The following is a 14571-nucleotide window of genomic DNA, read 5'->3' as shown; positions in this document are numbered from 1 at the left end:
ACCGGCCGTCTGCACCCGCGGACGGCAACGAGACCCGAGCCAGACGAACAACCCACTCCGCTCCGGCGCCTGAACCCGCGCCGCCCACCCACCCGCACACCGCACACAAGGCAGGCCCCCCACCCTCCCCGTCCGCAGCCGGCGCTGTGCGCCCGCAGGGCGCGAGACGGCGGGACAGCCGAAGAACCGGCGCCGCCCCGAGTCGCACCCGCCCGGCCGGAACGGCTACGGCACCGGCTGTGGGGGACGCGGTCCCACGTAGTGGCCGTTCGGGCGCATGCGGAGCGGGGGTTCCTCGTACTCCTCCAGGGCGTGGGCGATCCAGCCGGCCGTCCGGGCGACGGAGAAGACCGTCTCGCCCGCCTCCGGGACCATGCCCGCGGAGACGGAGAGCACGGCCAGGGCGAGGTCGACGTTGGGGTGGGCCGGGGCGTGACGGGCCGTCGTGGCGGCCACCTCGTGGGCGGCGGCAAGTGCCCGGGCCGCGTACGGGACGTCCTCGAGCAGCCGCAGGAGCACGACCGCGCGGGGGTCCTCGGCCCGGTAGAGGCGGTGGCCCAGACCCGGGACGGGGCGGCCCTCGCGCAGGTGGCCGGCGACGACGGGCGCCGCGCCGCCGCGGTCGAGGACCTCGGCCAGCATGCGGTGGGCGAGGCCGCTGGCGGCGCCGTGCAGCGGGCCGTCGAGGGCCCCGAGGCCGGCCGAGACCACGGCGTACGGGTGGGCGCGTGCCGAGGCGGCGATGCGCACCGCGAGGGTCGAGGCGGCCAGGTCGTGGTCGACGAGCAGCACGAGTGCCGCGTCCAGCACCCGTAGTGACGCCTCGTCGGCCGCCCGGTCGGTCAGCCGGGACCACAGTTCCCGGGCGAGCCCGTCCTCACCCCGGTGCGCGGTCCCGGCCGCCGGGAGGGCGCCCACCAGCGTGGGGACGAGGCCGCGGGCGGCGCCGAGCACGGCCTCGGGGGAGAGGTCGAAGCGCAGCGGGTCCGCCACGGCGGCCGCGACGGCGGTGGCCCGCAGCCGGTCCATCGGCCCGCTGTGCCCGGGCAGCGCCGCGACCGCCCGCCGGGCGGCGGCCAAGGCCTCCGGCGGCGCGGTGAAGCGCACTCCGCGGCGCAGGACGCCGGTCCACAGCCACTCGGCGACCTCCTCGTAGGCGTACCGCTCCGCCAGGGCCGTCGCGTCGACCCCGCGGAAGTAGTAGCGGTCCCCGTCGATGAGGGTGACGGCGGTGCGCACCGCGCCGGTGCCGTCGTCGGCGGGGGACTGCTGAGCCGCGCGCCGGTTCCGGCGCGCCAGGGCGTCGACCTCGCCGGGGTCGAAGGTGCTGCCCCGGCCGCCGGGGGCGCGCGTGCTGCCCAGCAGGCCGCGGCTGACGTAGGCGTACACCGTCTCCGGTTTGACCCCGAGCCGCTCGGCCGCCTCGCGCGTGCTCAGCCGTTCCTCCGTCGTCATGACTCCATCCCATCACATATTGATTCGATCAATATTGACGAGGATTGAATCAATGATGGAGGGTCTGGTCAATGTCGAGTCGCACGCAGCAGGACCGGAGGACCACCGTGACCGCCACCCCCGTCACCCCCGACGTACCCCGCGGCCTGAAGGGAGTCGTCGTCACCGAGACCGCGCTCGGCGACGTCCGAGGCGCCGAGGGCTTCTACCACTACCGCCAGTACTCGGCCGTGGACCTCGCGCAGAGCCGCACCTTCGAGGACGTCTGGCACCTGATGCTGCTCGGCACGCTGCCCGACGCCGCCGGGCGGGCCGCGTTCGCCCGGCGCGTCGCCCCGCTGCGCCGGCTGCCCGGGGCGGTCCGCGACGCGCTGCCGGCCGTCGCCCGCGCCGGCGCGCACGGCGGCCCCCTGGCCGGACTGCGCTCGGCGCTCTCCCTGCTGGGGGCAGCCGGCGGCTTCCGCCCGCTGTACGACGAGGGCCCCGAGCAGCGGCTTTCGGACGCCCTCGCCGCGACCGCCGCCGTGCCCACCCTGCTCACCGCCCTGTACCGGCTCGGCCAGGGCCTGGAGCCGGTCGAACCGCGCGACGACCTGCCGTACGCGGCGAACTACCTGCACATGCTCACCGGCCACGAGCCCGACCCGGCGCACGCCCGGGCCGTCGAGCGCTACCTGATCTCCACCGTGGACCACGGCTTCAACGCGTCCACGTTCACCGCCCGCGTCATCGCCTCGACCGGTGCCGACCTCGCGGCCTGCCTCACCGGCGCGGTCGGCGCGCTGTCCGGCCCGCTCCACGGTGGCGCCCCGAGCCGCGCGCTGGACACCCTGGACGCCATCGGCACCCCGGACCGCATCGACCCGTGGATCCGTGAGCGCGTCCTGGCCGGCGACCGGATCATGGGGTTCGGCCACCCCGTCTACCGCACCGAGGACCCCCGGTCCCGGATGCTCAAGGGGATCGCCCGCTCCTTCGGCGGCCCGCTCGTCGACCTCGCCGTCCAGGTCGAGGCGCGGGTCGAGGCGATACTCGCGGAACTGAAGCCGGGCCGCGAACTCCACACCAACGTCGAGTTCTACGCCGGCGTCGTCATGGAGCTGTGCGGCCTGCCGCGCGAGATGTTCACCCCCACCTTCGCCTGCGCCCGCGTCGTCGGCTGGTGCGCCAACGTCCTGGAGCAGGCCGCGGACAGCAAGATCATCCGCCCGGCCGCGCGCTACGTCGGCCCGGTCCCGCCCCAGCCGGTGCCGACGGCCTGACGTGGCGGACCGCCGAGCGACCCGTCAGGGCGTCGCGGGCCGTTCCATCAGGACGTAGTCGCCCTCCTCGCCCGTGCGCCGGTAGCCGGCGCCCTCGTAGAGGGGGAGGGCAGGATTGGCGCGGTGGACGCCGAGCGTCAGAGTCCCGTGGCCGGCCGCCCGGGCCTGCGCGGCGAACGCGTCGAGCAGGAGGCGGCCGAAGCCGCGGCGCCGCAGGGCGGGTACCACGTGCAGGCCGACCAGCAGGGCCTTGCCGTCGGCCTCCGGCATCCACATCATCGAGCCGCACGGTTCCCCGTCGGCCTCCAGGAGCAGGGTGCGGTCCAGGCAGTCCACCCACAAGGCCAGGTTGCGGTCGATCGCCGCCGTCCAGGCCGCCTCGGCGGCCGGTTCGACGGTGCGCATGTAGTCGCGTTCCCACCGCAGCAGATGCGGCAGGTCCGCGGGTCGCGCGGGGCGGGTGACGGCCGTCTGCCCGGGGTCGCTGATCATGCGGACCACCGTAACGCCCCCGCCGTGCAGGCCGGGGACCGGGCCTGGCGCGACGAGGACGGGCCTTGCCGCCGCGCGGTGCGCCGCGGCGGCAAGGCGGGGCCCTAACCCCCGGCAGCCGGCTTGCGGTCGACCGGCGTGACGGGCGTCAGCGTCTCCTCTTGGGTGCGGCGGGGGCCCGACCAGGGGGCCGGGACCGCGTCGAAGAGGTAGGCGAACCGGTAGGCGAGGTCCTCGTAGTTGACCCGCCAGCCGCGGAAGTGCGGCCACGCCTCCTCGGGGGTGCGCTCCAGCGGGTAGCCGTTGGCCGCCGCGTGGGCGACGGCGGCGGCGAACTCCTCGTACGGCAGCCGGATGGTCGCGTCCGGCGAGGGGTCGGTGTCGTACGGGATCCGCCAGATCCCGGCGATGTCGCGCAGGCAGACGAAGCCCGCCCGCAGGGCCAGCCGGGCCTCGGCCTGCGGGCGGCCGGGGTTGAGGGCGAGCTGCATGGCGGCGGCGTCCATGACGGCGAGCAGCGCGATCAGCCAGCTGCGGTCGGGCTGCGGGGAGCGGAACCGGCTGAGCACCGTGTAGCTGGTGTGGCTCTCGCTCACCTCGGCCGACCACCGCTCCCAGTTGCGGAACAGCTCGGTGAGGCTGTCCGTGAGACCGATCTGGGCGTACCGGGCGAGGATCTCCGGCCCCCACGGCGGGTTGCCCGCCCGGGCCTGCAGCAGGGTCACCTCCGCCTCGCGGCGGGAGTAGGCGGCGTACAGGGTCGGGAGGTAGCCGATCTGCAGGCCGATGGTGATCGGGCCGGTCGCCGCGGCGACGAAGTCGATGACCGTGAGGTCGACGTGGTGGCTGCTGGCGAAGCCCAGGGTGAACAGCGAGGAACCGGCCTCCCGCAGCGCGTCGACCGGCTCCAGGTCGCTGACCGCGGACTGCAGCATGGCGTAGCCCGCCCAGAACGCGACCAGCCAGCCGATCAGGTTGGCGAGGATGGACACCGCGGCCACCGGGGCGAGGACGCGGTCCTTGGCCTCGGGCGTGCGGCAGCGGTCGGCGACGAACTGGAAGGGCAGGTGGACCGCCGCGTGCACCAGGCGCGTGAAGCTCGACCGGGTCGGCCGTGGGATCACCAGTGTGCGGAGCACCGAGGAGAAGGTCCCGGCGACGACCAGCGCGCCGAGGAGACCGGTCAGGACACGCACGGGACTTCCCTTTCCGGACGGTTCACAGCACCCGCCGGCGGACCAGCGCGGCCAGCACCAGCACACCAGGGAGCAGAGGCAACCATACGGTGACGATGCGGTACGCCAGCACCGCGGAGGTCGCCGCCACCCCGGTGGCGCCCGCGGTGACCAGTGCCAGGACCAGCGCCACGTCCAGCGAGCCGAGCCCGCCCGGGGTCGGCAGCAGCGCCGCCGCCGCGCTGCCCGCCAGGTACGCCACGGCCACGTGCGCGGCCGGCACCGGCGCGTGCAGCGAGCGCACGACGGCGACCAGCACCGCGGCGTGCATCACCGGGAAGGCGAAGGAGCCGGCCCACAGCGCCGCCACCCGCGCCGAACGGCCGTGCACCGCGCGGACGTCGGTGGCGACGGTGCCGAGGAACGAGCGGACCGTGCGCCGGACGTGGCGCACCGAGAGCAGGACGGCCAGGACCAGGCAGAGCGCCGCGCCGGCCGCCAGCGCCAGGGTGAGCCCGGGCCGCCCGGGTACGACCCTGCGCATGTCCAGGGCGTGCGGGAAGGCCGCGAGCAGGACGGCCAGCAGTCCGACCCGCACCACACAGGCCGCCAGCGCCCGCACGGTCAGCGCGGCCGCGGAACGGCTGGGGGACAGACCGCAGCGCAGCAGGAAGCGCAGGTTGACGGCGTTGCCGCCGACGCCCGCCGGGAGGATGTGGTTGGCCGCCGAGGCGGCGAACTGGGTGGCCAGCAGGCGCCCCGCCGGCAGTTGCTCCAGCACCGCGCCCTGCTGCGCGGCCGCCGAGCACACCCAGGCGAGCAGCGTCGCGGCCCCGGCCGCCAGCAGCCACTCGGCGTCGGCGGAACCCAGCCGGTCGGTGCCGGCGTCCACCGTCGGCCACTGCCGCAGGACGATCAGGGCCACCAGCAACAGCGGTGCCACACCGACGATCTGACGCACTGGGAGGCGCCGCCACATGCGTTCGTGCCCTTCCGGTCGCCGCGGTCGCCCGCGCTGCCGTGAGGCGCTCCCCGGCGCTGCCCCGGCCGTACCTACGCACGACCATACGGTGCGGCGACCCGTACCGCTCATCCGTCGGCGCGTCCGGCCGTCCCGTGGTACGGGGCGGGACCGGACGCGCCCGGCGGGAGGATCACCGACACCGTACGGGTGCCGTCTCCTGGCGGTGGTGCCCCGGGCGAGGGACGCATGACGGCGTGGGACGGTGTGCGGTGCCCGGGTGCCCGGTGCGCACCCTGCCCTTCCGGCGCTTCGGGGAGGTCACATACCGACTGGTCGGTGTTACGGGATATCGTGGCGCCGGACGACACAGGTACGTACGCGGAGGGAGTCGCGGTGCGCGCGATCCAGATCACCGAGTTCGGCGGGCCGGAGGTACTGCGGCAGGTGGAGCTGCCCGAACCCGTGCCGGGGCCGGGACAGCTGCTCGTGGAGGTCTCCTCGTCGGGCGTCAACTACGCCGACACGCACCTGGTGGAGAACTCCTACCTCTCCAAGGCCACCCTGCCCCTCGTGCCCGGCGCCGAGGTGGTCGGCCGCACCGTCGGCGGCCGCCGCGTCGTGGCCCTCACCGACAACGGCGGCTACGCCGAGCGGGCCGTCGTCGAGGAGTACCTCGCCCACGACGTGCCCGACGGCGTCACCGACGGCCAGGCGCTCGCCCTGGTCGTCCAGGGCCTCACCGCGTGGCACCTGCTGCGTACCTCCGCGCGCATGGCCGAGGGCGAGTCGGTGGTCGTGCACGCGGCCGCGGGCGGCACCGGCTCGCTCGCCGTACAGCTCGCCAAGGAGTTCGGCGCGGGACGGGTCATCGCCACCGCGTCGTCCAAGGAGAAGCGTGACCTGGCGCTGGAGCTCGGCGCGGACGTCGCGATCGAGGCGGACTCCACGGACGCGGCGGGGCTGAAGGAGCGGCTCGTCGAGGCCAACGGCGGCAAGAAGGTCGACATCGTGCTGGAGATGACCGGCGGCCCGGTCTTCGACGCCTCGCTGGCCGCGCTCGCCCCCTTCGGCCGCCTGGTGACGTACGGACTCGCCTCCCGCGTACCCCCGACCCCGGTCCAGGCGGCGCAGCTGATGGGCCGCTCCCGGGCCGTCGTCGGCTTCTGGCTGATGCACTGCCTCGGACGCCCCGGCATGTACCGCGAGCCGATGGCCGAGCTGCTGGCCATGACCGCCGACGGCCGGCTGAAGCCGCAGGAGGGCGGCAGGTACCCGCTGTCCGAGGTCACCCGGGCCCACGAGGACCTGCGGGCCCGGCGCACTTACGGCAAGCTCACCCTCGACCCGGCAGGCTGAGCACCACGGGCCGGCCGCGCTTCCGCCCCCGCCGTTCGCGTCCGCGCGGAGGCACAATCGACAGCGGAGCACGAAGCCGCGGCCGGCGGCCCGAAGGAACGGGAGGGGCCATGGACAGGACCCGCTTCGCCCCCGACCGGGGGCTGACCACCCGCATGGTGGTCACCATGTTCATGATCGGGCTGCTCTACGTCGTGTTCGTGGGCGTCCTGCTGGCGCTGCTGCGCGGCGCGTGGCCGCTGATCCTGATCGTCGCGGGCGGGCTGTTCGTCGCCCAGTTCTGGTTCAGCGACCGGATCGCCGCCTTCAGCATGGGCGCCCGCGAGGTCACGCCCGAGCAGGCCCCGGAACTGCACGGTGTCGTCGACCGCATCTGCGCCCTGGCCGACATGCCCAAACCCCGCGTCGCGATCGCCGACAGCGACGTCCCCAACGCCTTCGCCACCGGACGCAACGAGAAGGCGGCCCTGGTGTGCGCCACGACCGGGCTGCTGCGCCGGCTGGAGCCCGAGGAGCTGGAAGGCGTCATCGCCCACGAACTCTCCCACGTCGCCCACCGGGACGTGGCGGTCATGACGATCGCCTCCTTCCTGGGCGTCCTGGCCGGAGTGGTCACCCGCGTCGGCCTGTGGGGCGGCCTCGGCCGCAGCAGCCGCGATCCCGGTACGGCGCTCGTGGTCATCCTCATCCCGCTGGTCAGCGCGCTCGTCTACTGCGTCAGCTTCCTGCTGACCCGGATGCTGTCCCGCTACCGCGAGCTGTCCGCCGACCGCTCCGCCGCGCTGCTCACCGGGCGGCCCTCCGTCCTGGCCTCGGCGCTCACCAAGGTCTCCGGCCAGATGGCCCGCATCCCCACCGAGGACCTGCGCAAGGCCGAGCCCTTCAACGCCTTCTACTTCGTCCCCGCCTTCGCCGGCGGCCAGAGCCTGGCCCAGCTGCTGTCCACGCACCCCACCCTGGAGCAGCGGCTGCAGCAGCTCGGCCGGATCTCCGTCGAGCTGGGGCGGCGCTGATGGGGATCCTGGACGCGCTGCTCGGCCGCAGCAAGCCCGTCAGGCCCGACCTGGACCGGCTCTTCGGGCTCCCCTCGGCGGCCGTGACCCTCGAGGCCGCGGCCGGCTTCCGGCCCACCGGCGTGGGGTCGGTGTGCTTCGCCGCCGTGGAGGGCGGCGCCTTCGCCGAGGTCCAGCAGGACGTACGGGCGCTCCTCGACATGGACGAGGGCCAGGGCGCCGTCCCGGTGGAGTCGGTGCGTGACGCGTACGGATACACCTGGCTGGTCGTCCGGCGCCCGGCCGAGGACCTGCCGGCCCTGGTCGGCGACCTCCACGCGGTCAACTCGGCCCTGGAGGGCCACGGCTTCGGCCCCCAGCTGCTCTGCTCCCTGGCCGCCTTCCGCGACGACGAGGGACGCTCCCTGGCGCTGGTCTACCTCTACAAACGGGGCTCGTTCTACCCCTTCGCCCCGCTTCCCGGGGAGAAGCGCGACAACCCCCTGGAACTCCAGGTCAAGGCCCTGCTAGGCGACGACCTGCGTCTCGAGGAGGACCTCTCCCGCTGGTTCCCCGTCTGGGGCGCGCCGGGCCTCGGCGGCTGAGGCCCGGCAGCGGAAGCAGGCCGGGCGCGCCGGACCCGGGGGTCGCGGCCGCGGATCACCCCCAGGGCTCGACGTCCACCACGGCGCCGACCGGAACGGGCCCGTACACGTGCGGGAACTCCTCCCCGTGCGGCGGCATGGCCTCGTACCTCAGCGGGACGTCGAGCCGGGCGGGGTCGACGACCAGCACCACGAGTTCGTCGGGGCCCTCGTAGCCGCCGTACAGGAAGGCGGCGACGCGGGGGAGCTGGTCGCGGGTCGAGAAGTGGACGAACCCCTCCTGCCGCAGGGTGCGGCCGCGGGTCGAGATCTCGTAGCTGCCCGAGGCGAGGGCCGCCTCCCACAGGGAGCGCTCCGTGAGGTGCAGGATGTGCGGAACGTCGGTCACGCGGTCACCGGTCATGCGGTCACGCTACGGAAGCGGCCGTGCCGTGCGCATCCGCTTTCCGCGCCGTCCCGGGCGGAGGCCGGGGCGGGCGCGGAAGGGCCTCAGCCGGTGGTGAAGACGCCGATGCCGTTGGCGACGAGCCGTTCGGTGCCGCCCGCCGGGTGGTTGCGGACCTTGACGCGGGGTGCGCCCGGGGCGCGGGTGACGAGGGTGGAGGAGCCGCCGCCGTCGAGGTTGACCGCGGCCTGCGCGCCGATGCCGGACATCAGGGAGGCGAGTTCGCGGACCGTGAGCCCGGTGCCGGACTCCGCCTTGCCGTCCAGCGCCAGCAGGTACATCACGTGCCCGCCCTCGCCGTAGCCGGCCGCCGTGCGGGTCGCCGCGACGCCGTTCTCCAGGCCGGTCAGCGGCACGCCGTCGCCCAGGATCGGGTAGCCCCCGACGGCGAAGCGGTACCCGCCGCCGTACACGGAGGCCACCAGCCGCTGCCGCACGTCGACCGCGTCGCCGGGCTCCAGCAGGCGCAGCGCCTCCGCGCCCGCCTCCCGGCCGACGAGGACCACCGCGTCGGGCGGGATCTCGCCCTCGCCCGGGTACTCGGCGGCGTCCACGACCTCGCCCTGGCTGACGGTGACCTCGTAGGTGTCGTCGCTGCAGGGTGCCCCGCGCCTGGTGTCGTCGCCGCAGGCGGCGCGGAGCCGGGAGGCGCTGCCCCAGTCCGAGGTGTACGCGCCCACGCCGCCGACCGGGAGCGCGTACTGGTTCAGGCCGCCGAGCGGCACCGCGCCCCCGTCGAAGGCGACCGTGCCGGCCAGCCGGAGCCGGTCGAGCCGGGCGACGCCGTCGGTGCCGACCCCGAGCACGTCCTCGGTCGAGGTGCCGGGCGGCAGCTTCGGCCCGAAGCGCTGGGCCGGGGGCACCGCCGACTTCAGGACCCGTCCGGCGGCGATCGCCGGGCCGACCGGCGCGCTGGTCGCGGGCACACCGGGGTGCTGGGTCTCGCTCATGTTGAAGAAGTCGGCGTTGATGCCGCCCACCGCGCCCGCGGCGTTCGCGAGCCCCGAGACCGAGCCGCGGCCGGCGACGACGCCGGGGTGCAGCAGGTCCACGGTGACGCCAGGATCGCGCAGGTCCACCGTCAGCAGGTGCCCGCGGGCCGTGCCGTGGGCTCCCCGGTAGGTGAAGGTGCGGTAGTCCACGCCCGGCGCGAGCAGGGTGGTCGCGCCGTAGCGCAGTCCGTCGCCGGCGACCGCGGCGGCGGCGCCGCTCGTGCCGCCGAGCAGGGCGCTCCACGCCAGCGCCGCCGAGATCGCCAGGCGCACCCGGCGGGGTCGTCGAGTCACGTCGCTCCAGCCCGAAAAAACCGATTACCTGACGAGAGGTCAATGGTTTCCCGGGATGGCGGGGTTGTCGCACCACCACGCCGCAGGTGACGGGAATCCGACACGATACGGTGAAAAGCCGGAGGGAAGGGGGGCCTTACGGGCGGGACGCGGTCGCCCGGCCGCCCCGGGTTCCCCGCGTTCGCCGTCTTCCCCCGCGGCTCAGCCGGGGAAGGCGTAGACCGTGGTCGCGTGCGCCGCGGGCTCGTCGGCGCCTTCCGGGGTGAGCTCGACGTCGATGAACGCCAGCCTCCGGCCGAGCTTGGTGACCCGCGCCGTGACCAGGACGTCGGTGCCCATGACCGCCCGCTGGAAGGTGGTGGACTGCTGGACGGTCGTCATCGGGCCGTAGCCGCCGCGGGCCGCGGACACCGCGATCACCGTCGCCGTGTCGGCGGCGGCCATCAGGGCCTGGCCCGAGAGCGCGCCGCCCTCCCGGGCCAGCCGGTCCGACCACGGCAGCCGCAGCACCGCGTGCCGTTCCCCGGTCTCCTCGACGAAGAGCCCCAGATCCCGCACCCAGGGCGCGAAGTTGTCGGCCAGGACCTTGTCCGCCTCTGCGGTGGTGATCGTCACGGCGGACATTCTGACCCACCGTCGGGGGCGCGCACCAGGGCGCGAGGGCGACCGGCCGGCGCCCGTTCGCGCGTACATGCCGTTGCGGGTATATATCCCCTGGAGTATGTTGGAACCGTGTCCATACCCTTCGACGTGCTGGCCGAGCCGACGCGGCGGCGGATCCTCGACCTGCTCCTGGAGCGCCCCCGTCTCGTCGGCGAGCTCACCGAGCAGCTCGGCCTCAGCCAGCCCGGTACGTCCAAGCACCTGCGGGTGCTCCGCGAGGCGGGCCTGGTCCGGGTCCGCGCCGAGGCGCAGCGCCGCTGGTACGAGCTGCGCCCCGAGCCGCTGCGGGAGGTCGACGCCTGGCTCGCGCCGTACCGCAGGCTGTGGGGCGCCGGACTGGACGCGCTGGAGCGGCACCTGGACACCATGCCCGACGAGATGGAGGAGCCATGACCACGGACAGCGGCGAGACGCTGACCACCGCGGACGGCCGCACCGCGCTGCGGATGGAGCGGCGGCTCGCCCACCCGCCGGAGAAGGTGTGGCGGGCCCTGACCGAGCCCGGGCACCTGTCGAAGTGGTTCCCCTCCGACGTGGAGATGGAGCCGCGGGTGGGCGGCAAGGTGCGCTTCCCGTTCCGGCACGGCGAGGGGGAGACGATGGAGGGCGAGGTCACCGAGTGGGACCCGCCGCACGTCGTCGCCTACACCTGGGACGAGGACCTGCTGCGCTGGGAGGTGGTGCCGGAGTCCCTGGGCTCCGTGCTGATCCTGACCCACACCTTCGGCGACCGCCCCGGCGCCGCCAGCTTCGCCGCCGGCTGGGACGCCTGCATCGCCGGCATCGACCCCGAGCTGGCCGGCGAGCCCGTGCCCGCGCCGGGCGACATGAAGGCGGCCCACGAGCGGTACGTCAAGGAGTTCGGCCTCGACCGGGGCAGCGCGGAGGAACTGCCCGTCGGCTGGCTGGTCCGCTTCGAGCGGCAGCTGACCCAGCCCGTGGCGACCGTGTGGAAGACCCTGCTCGGCGGGGTGACCGCGCCCGAGGTCGGCGGACCGGTGCCGCGCGGGTTCGTCGTGGGCGACTTCGCCGCCGGGCCGGTGAGCGAGCTGCGCCCGCGGGAGGCGCTCGCCTATCCGTGGAGCCTGCACGGCCGCCACGAGGGCACCGTGCGCTGGGAGCTGAGCCGGGGCACGGGGCACGGCGCGCGGCTGGTCCTCACCCAGACCGGGGTCCCCGACGTGCCGGCCGCCCTGGCGCTGGACGTCTGGCGGGACCGTGTGGAGGGCCTCGCGGCGAAGCTGGCCGCGATGCCCCGCTGACGGGACGGCCGCAGAGCGGGGCCCGGCACCTCACAGCCGGGCCCGCGCCTCCTCCAGGAACTCCCGGGTGGGCCCGGCGGGCAGCGCCTGGGCGCTCATCCGGTCCAGGGCCTCGCGGAACTGCGAGACGTCCTCGCGCTCGTCGAGGTAGACGGCGCCGATCAGGCTCTCCGCGTAGGCGATGTCCGGCAGCTCGGGCAGCGGGAAGCGGAAGATGTGGAACGGCCCGTACATCGCGGGGTGCGGCCCCGAGGCGAAGGGCATCAACTGCAGCCGCACCTGGGGCATCCCGCACGCCTCGATCAGCCGGTCGATCTGCGCGCGCATCACCTCGGGCCCGCCGATGGGGCGGCGCAGCACCGTCTCGTCCATCACGACCCACAGCAGCGGCGGGTTGTCGCGGGAGAGCAGCCGCTGCCGCTCCATGCGCAGCGCGACGCCGCGCTCGATCTCCTCCCGCGTCGCGTGCGGCCGGCCCGCGCGCAGCACGGCCTCCGCGTATTGCGGCGTCTGCAGCAGCCCGGGCACGTAGTGCGGCTCGTAGGCGCGGATCAGCTCGGCGGAGCCCTCCAGGCTGACGAAGGCGCTGAACCACTCCGGGAGCACGTCGCGGAAGCGGTGCCACCAGCCGGGGCGGTTGGCCTCACGGGCCAGCTCCAGGAAGTTGGCGATCTCGGCGGGCTCGGTGACGCCGTAGGTGAGGAGCAGCTTCTCCACGTACGGGATCCGCAGGCCCACCTCGGCCTTCTCGATGCGGCGCACCGTGGCGTGGGTGACGTCCAGGGCGCGGGCCGCCTGCTCGTAGGAGAGCCCGGCCCTCTCACGGAGGTCCTGCAGGCGTCTGCCGAGTACCACCCGCAGCACGGTGGGAGCGCTTGCCGCCCGCGCTTCAGTCACGGTCAATCTCCTCCAACACCGCTGATCTCCGCGTAGTTTGTCATGACGTCAGGCCGCCGCACAGCATGTTCGCGACGCTTTGCAAAGTACAGAACGCGCCATGCCGAGCCGTCCCGCCGCCGGGCGCCGCTCACGCGTCGGGCCGGCGATCCCGCCCCGGGGTGGCCAGATCGTGGACCGCGGAGCGGAGTTCGGGGTGCGCGTGGAGGTCCCGGCCACCGGTCAGCACCCGGTGCAGGTCCCGCAGCGTGCTCCGCGCGTCGGTGCCCTCGGCCAGGTGGCTGTAGACGGCGGCCACGGCCGGGGTGCGGCTCTGCCCGGCATGGCAGTGGAGCAGGACCCGCTTGCCCTCCCGGCGCAGCCGCAGCACCTGGCGGGCGGCCTGGTCCACGACGTGGTGGAGGTTGGCGTTCGCCCCCTCGCTGTCGACCAGCCAGACGCGGACCTGTTCGACGCCGGGTGTGCCGGGCAGGAGCGGGTCCGTACCGACGCGGCAGAGCGAGACCACGGCGTCGACGTCGACCGGTCCGGTGCCCTGGGCCAGGGCGAGGTTGCCCAGGATCACCCCGTCGTCGTGCGGGTGGGGTACGGCGAAGCCGGAGTGACCGCCGGTCGGCAAGCGCGGCGCCGACGGCCAGCCGGCGTCGTCGTCGTTCCCGCCCCGGGCGGTGAGGACGGCCAGCCGGACCAGGTCGGCACCCGTGAGGCCCGGCCAGCCGTTGACGGCCTGCTGCCACTCCAGCGGGATGCCGGAGCAGCCCCAGCGCGCGCCGAGCAGGGCGCCCGCGATCGCCGCGACGGTGTCGGTGTCCGTTCCGGCGCGTACCGCCGCCTCCAGGGCGAGGCGCAGGTGCCCGGCGGGGAAGGCGCCTTCGGCGGGCCGCAGTTCGGGGACGGCGGTGCGGGTGACGGCCGACCAGGCGGCCTGGAGCGCGTGGACGACCCAGCCGTTGTTGGCGAAGTGGTGCGGCGGGTGGGCCTCCGCCTCGTCCAGCCGCTCCGCCCACGTCTGCCGGCGTTCGGGCGGGAGCAGGGCCAGGCCGTCGCGCACGCCGTCGAAGGTGCCGTGCAGCACCGCGGTGCGGATGCCGGAGCACCACAGCACGCAGGCGTCGGCGCAGTCGGGGTCGGGGTGGGTGAGCGCGCTGACGGCGACGGCGGCCTCGGCCATCGCGGAGGCGTCGCCCAGGTGCGCGAGGGCCACGATCCCGGTCCGCATCAACGAGCCGTTCCCCGCGCTGCGCGCGTGGGCGGCGGTGTACTCGCGGGCGGCCTCCCGCAGCGCCGTGCCCGCCGACCCGGGTGCGCGGGCGGCGGTGCTCAGGACCAGGCTGGTCTGGTTGCCGACGTCGCTGGCGCCCTCGCCCAGCCACTCCTGGAAGTTGATGGCGACCGCGTCGAGGGCCGCCTGCTCGCGCAGGTCCGCTCCGGTCGCCGCCACCTCGGCGACGCAGACCTGCATCTGGGTGTCGTCCGAGTACTCGCCCGGCTCGTACGGTCCCAGGCCGCCGCCGATCATCCGCGGCTGCTGGTCCTCGCGCAGCGTCGCCTTGAACTCGTACGGCACACCCAGCGCGTCACCCACGGCCGCACCGAGCAACACCCCGGCGGCCCGGTCGGTGGCCCGCGCGTCGAGGTGCGGACGGGGTACGGGGGCGTGGGCCACGGGTGTCCTCCTGGTGGCGCGGCGGCACGTGCGGGACGGGCCGGAGGGCGG

The 14571-nt window shown here is 74.9% G+C and carries 15 protein-coding genes; 6 read left to right on the top strand and 9 right to left on the bottom strand.

The features are described 5' to 3' along the window. Window positions 1-225 precede the first annotated feature (225 nt). Window positions 226-1455: a citrate synthase gene (locus ACZ7MY_RS19480; RefSeq protein WP_499603195.1), complete on the bottom strand. Its 1230-nt coding sequence runs from the start codon at window positions 1453-1455 to the stop codon at window positions 226-228. Between the two features lie 71 nt (window positions 1456-1526). Here ACZ7MY_RS19480 and ACZ7MY_RS19475 point away from each other — a divergent pair, with 71 nt between their 5' ends. Beyond that, a complete protein-coding gene (locus tag ACZ7MY_RS19475; RefSeq protein ID WP_499603194.1) occupies window positions 1527-2717 on the top strand; it encodes a citrate synthase/methylcitrate synthase in 1191 nt (396 codons plus the stop codon). A 24-nt stretch (window positions 2718-2741) separates the two neighbouring features. On the opposite strand, the gene ACZ7MY_RS19470 is transcribed toward ACZ7MY_RS19475, so the two are convergent. The 3 genes from ACZ7MY_RS19470 to ACZ7MY_RS19460 form a co-directional block, all read right to left on the bottom strand. Beyond that, window positions 2742-3209, bottom strand: a complete 468-nt coding sequence (locus ACZ7MY_RS19470; RefSeq protein ID WP_499603193.1) for a GNAT family N-acetyltransferase — start codon at window positions 3207-3209, stop codon at window positions 2742-2744. A 104-nt stretch (window positions 3210-3313) separates the two neighbouring features. After that, window positions 3314-4405 (bottom strand): hypothetical protein, encoded by a 1092-nt coding sequence (locus tag ACZ7MY_RS19465; RefSeq protein ID WP_499603192.1) that lies wholly within the window; start codon window positions 4403-4405, stop codon window positions 3314-3316. Window positions 4406-4427: 22 nt separating this feature from the next. Then, the gene (locus ACZ7MY_RS19460) at window positions 4428-5327 is read right to left on the bottom strand and encodes a lysylphosphatidylglycerol synthase transmembrane domain-containing protein (RefSeq protein WP_499603191.1); all 900 of its coding nucleotides are present in this window, start codon (window positions 5325-5327) and stop codon (window positions 4428-4430) included. A gap of 414 nt (window positions 5328-5741) precedes the next feature. On the opposite strand from ACZ7MY_RS19460, the gene ACZ7MY_RS19455 reads away from it, so the two are divergent. From ACZ7MY_RS19455 to pspAB, 3 genes are all read left to right on the top strand, one after another. Then, window positions 5742-6704: a quinone oxidoreductase family protein gene (locus tag ACZ7MY_RS19455; protein ID WP_499603190.1), complete on the top strand. Its 963-nt coding sequence runs from the start codon at window positions 5742-5744 to the stop codon at window positions 6702-6704. Between the two features lie 110 nt (window positions 6705-6814). Next, complete coding sequence (gene htpX / locus ACZ7MY_RS19450) at window positions 6815-7717, top strand: zinc metalloprotease HtpX (protein ID WP_499603189.1); 903 nt, start codon at window positions 6815-6817, stop codon at window positions 7715-7717. Next, on the top strand, window positions 7717-8301 hold the full coding sequence (gene pspAB, locus ACZ7MY_RS19445; protein ID WP_499603188.1) for a PspA-associated protein PspAB: 585 nt from the start codon (window positions 7717-7719) through the stop codon (window positions 8299-8301). Before htpX ends, pspAB begins: the two co-directional genes overlap by 1 nt. A 55-nt stretch (window positions 8302-8356) precedes the next feature. On the opposite strand, the gene ACZ7MY_RS19440 is transcribed toward pspAB, so the two are convergent. The 3 genes from ACZ7MY_RS19440 to ACZ7MY_RS19430 form a co-directional block, all read right to left on the bottom strand. Next, window positions 8357-8704, bottom strand: coding sequence for a DUF952 domain-containing protein (locus tag ACZ7MY_RS19440; RefSeq protein WP_499603187.1), 348 nt, complete (start codon window positions 8702-8704; stop codon window positions 8357-8359). An 86-nt stretch (window positions 8705-8790) separates the two neighbouring features. Next, the gene (locus ACZ7MY_RS19435) at window positions 8791-10032 is read right to left on the bottom strand and encodes a phosphodiester glycosidase family protein (RefSeq protein ID WP_499603186.1); all 1242 of its coding nucleotides are present in this window, start codon (window positions 10030-10032) and stop codon (window positions 8791-8793) included. Between the two features lie 201 nt (window positions 10033-10233). After that, window positions 10234-10647, bottom strand: coding sequence for a PaaI family thioesterase (locus tag ACZ7MY_RS19430; protein WP_499603185.1), 414 nt, complete (start codon window positions 10645-10647; stop codon window positions 10234-10236). Between the two features lie 117 nt (window positions 10648-10764). On the opposite strand from ACZ7MY_RS19430, the gene ACZ7MY_RS19425 reads away from it, so the two are divergent. Both ACZ7MY_RS19425 and ACZ7MY_RS19420 read left to right on the top strand, forming a co-directional pair. Further along, the gene (locus ACZ7MY_RS19425; protein ID WP_499603184.1) at window positions 10765-11088 is read left to right on the top strand and encodes an ArsR/SmtB family transcription factor; all 324 of its coding nucleotides are present in this window, start codon (window positions 10765-10767) and stop codon (window positions 11086-11088) included. Beyond that, a complete protein-coding gene (locus tag ACZ7MY_RS19420; protein ID WP_499603183.1) occupies window positions 11085-11957 on the top strand; it encodes an SRPBCC family protein in 873 nt (290 codons plus the stop codon). The genes ACZ7MY_RS19425 and ACZ7MY_RS19420 overlap by 4 nt, the downstream gene beginning before the upstream one ends. A gap of 30 nt (window positions 11958-11987) precedes the next feature. On the opposite strand, the gene ACZ7MY_RS19415 is transcribed toward ACZ7MY_RS19420, so the two are convergent. Continuing rightward, window positions 11988-12854 (bottom strand): Sco1979 family transcriptional regulator, encoded by an 867-nt coding sequence (locus ACZ7MY_RS19415; protein WP_499603182.1) that lies wholly within the window; start codon window positions 12852-12854, stop codon window positions 11988-11990. Between the two features lie 130 nt (window positions 12855-12984). Then, on the bottom strand, window positions 12985-14520 hold the full coding sequence (locus ACZ7MY_RS19410) for an ADP-ribosylglycohydrolase family protein (RefSeq protein ID WP_499603181.1): 1536 nt from the start codon (window positions 14518-14520) through the stop codon (window positions 12985-12987). Window positions 14521-14571: the final 51 nt, after the last annotated feature.

The organism is Streptomyces sp. NPDC111520, assembly GCF_055635295.1.
The sequence above is the reverse complement of the archived record's forward strand: the minus strand, read 5'-3'. Positions and strand labels throughout refer to the sequence as shown.

Coding starts and splice junctions, on each gene's coding strand:
- ACZ7MY_RS19480 (WP_499603195.1), bottom strand. CDS start 1,455: ATGACGACGGAGGAACGGCTGAGCACGCGCGAGGCGGCCGAGCGGCTC.
- ACZ7MY_RS19475 (WP_499603194.1), top strand. CDS start 1,527: ATGTCGAGTCGCACGCAGCAGGACCGGAGGACCACCGTGACCGCCACC.
- ACZ7MY_RS19470 (WP_499603193.1), bottom strand. CDS start 3,209: ATGATCAGCGACCCCGGGCAGACGGCCGTCACCCGCCCCGCGCGACCC.
- htpX (WP_499603189.1), top strand. CDS start 6,815: ATGGACAGGACCCGCTTCGCCCCCGACCGGGGGCTGACCACCCGCATG.
- pspAB (WP_499603188.1), top strand. CDS start 7,717: ATGGGGATCCTGGACGCGCTGCTCGGCCGCAGCAAGCCCGTCAGGCCC.
- ACZ7MY_RS19440 (WP_499603187.1), bottom strand. CDS start 8,704: ATGACCGGTGACCGCGTGACCGACGTTCCGCACATCCTGCACCTCACG.
- ACZ7MY_RS19420 (WP_499603183.1), top strand. CDS start 11,085: ATGACCACGGACAGCGGCGAGACGCTGACCACCGCGGACGGCCGCACC.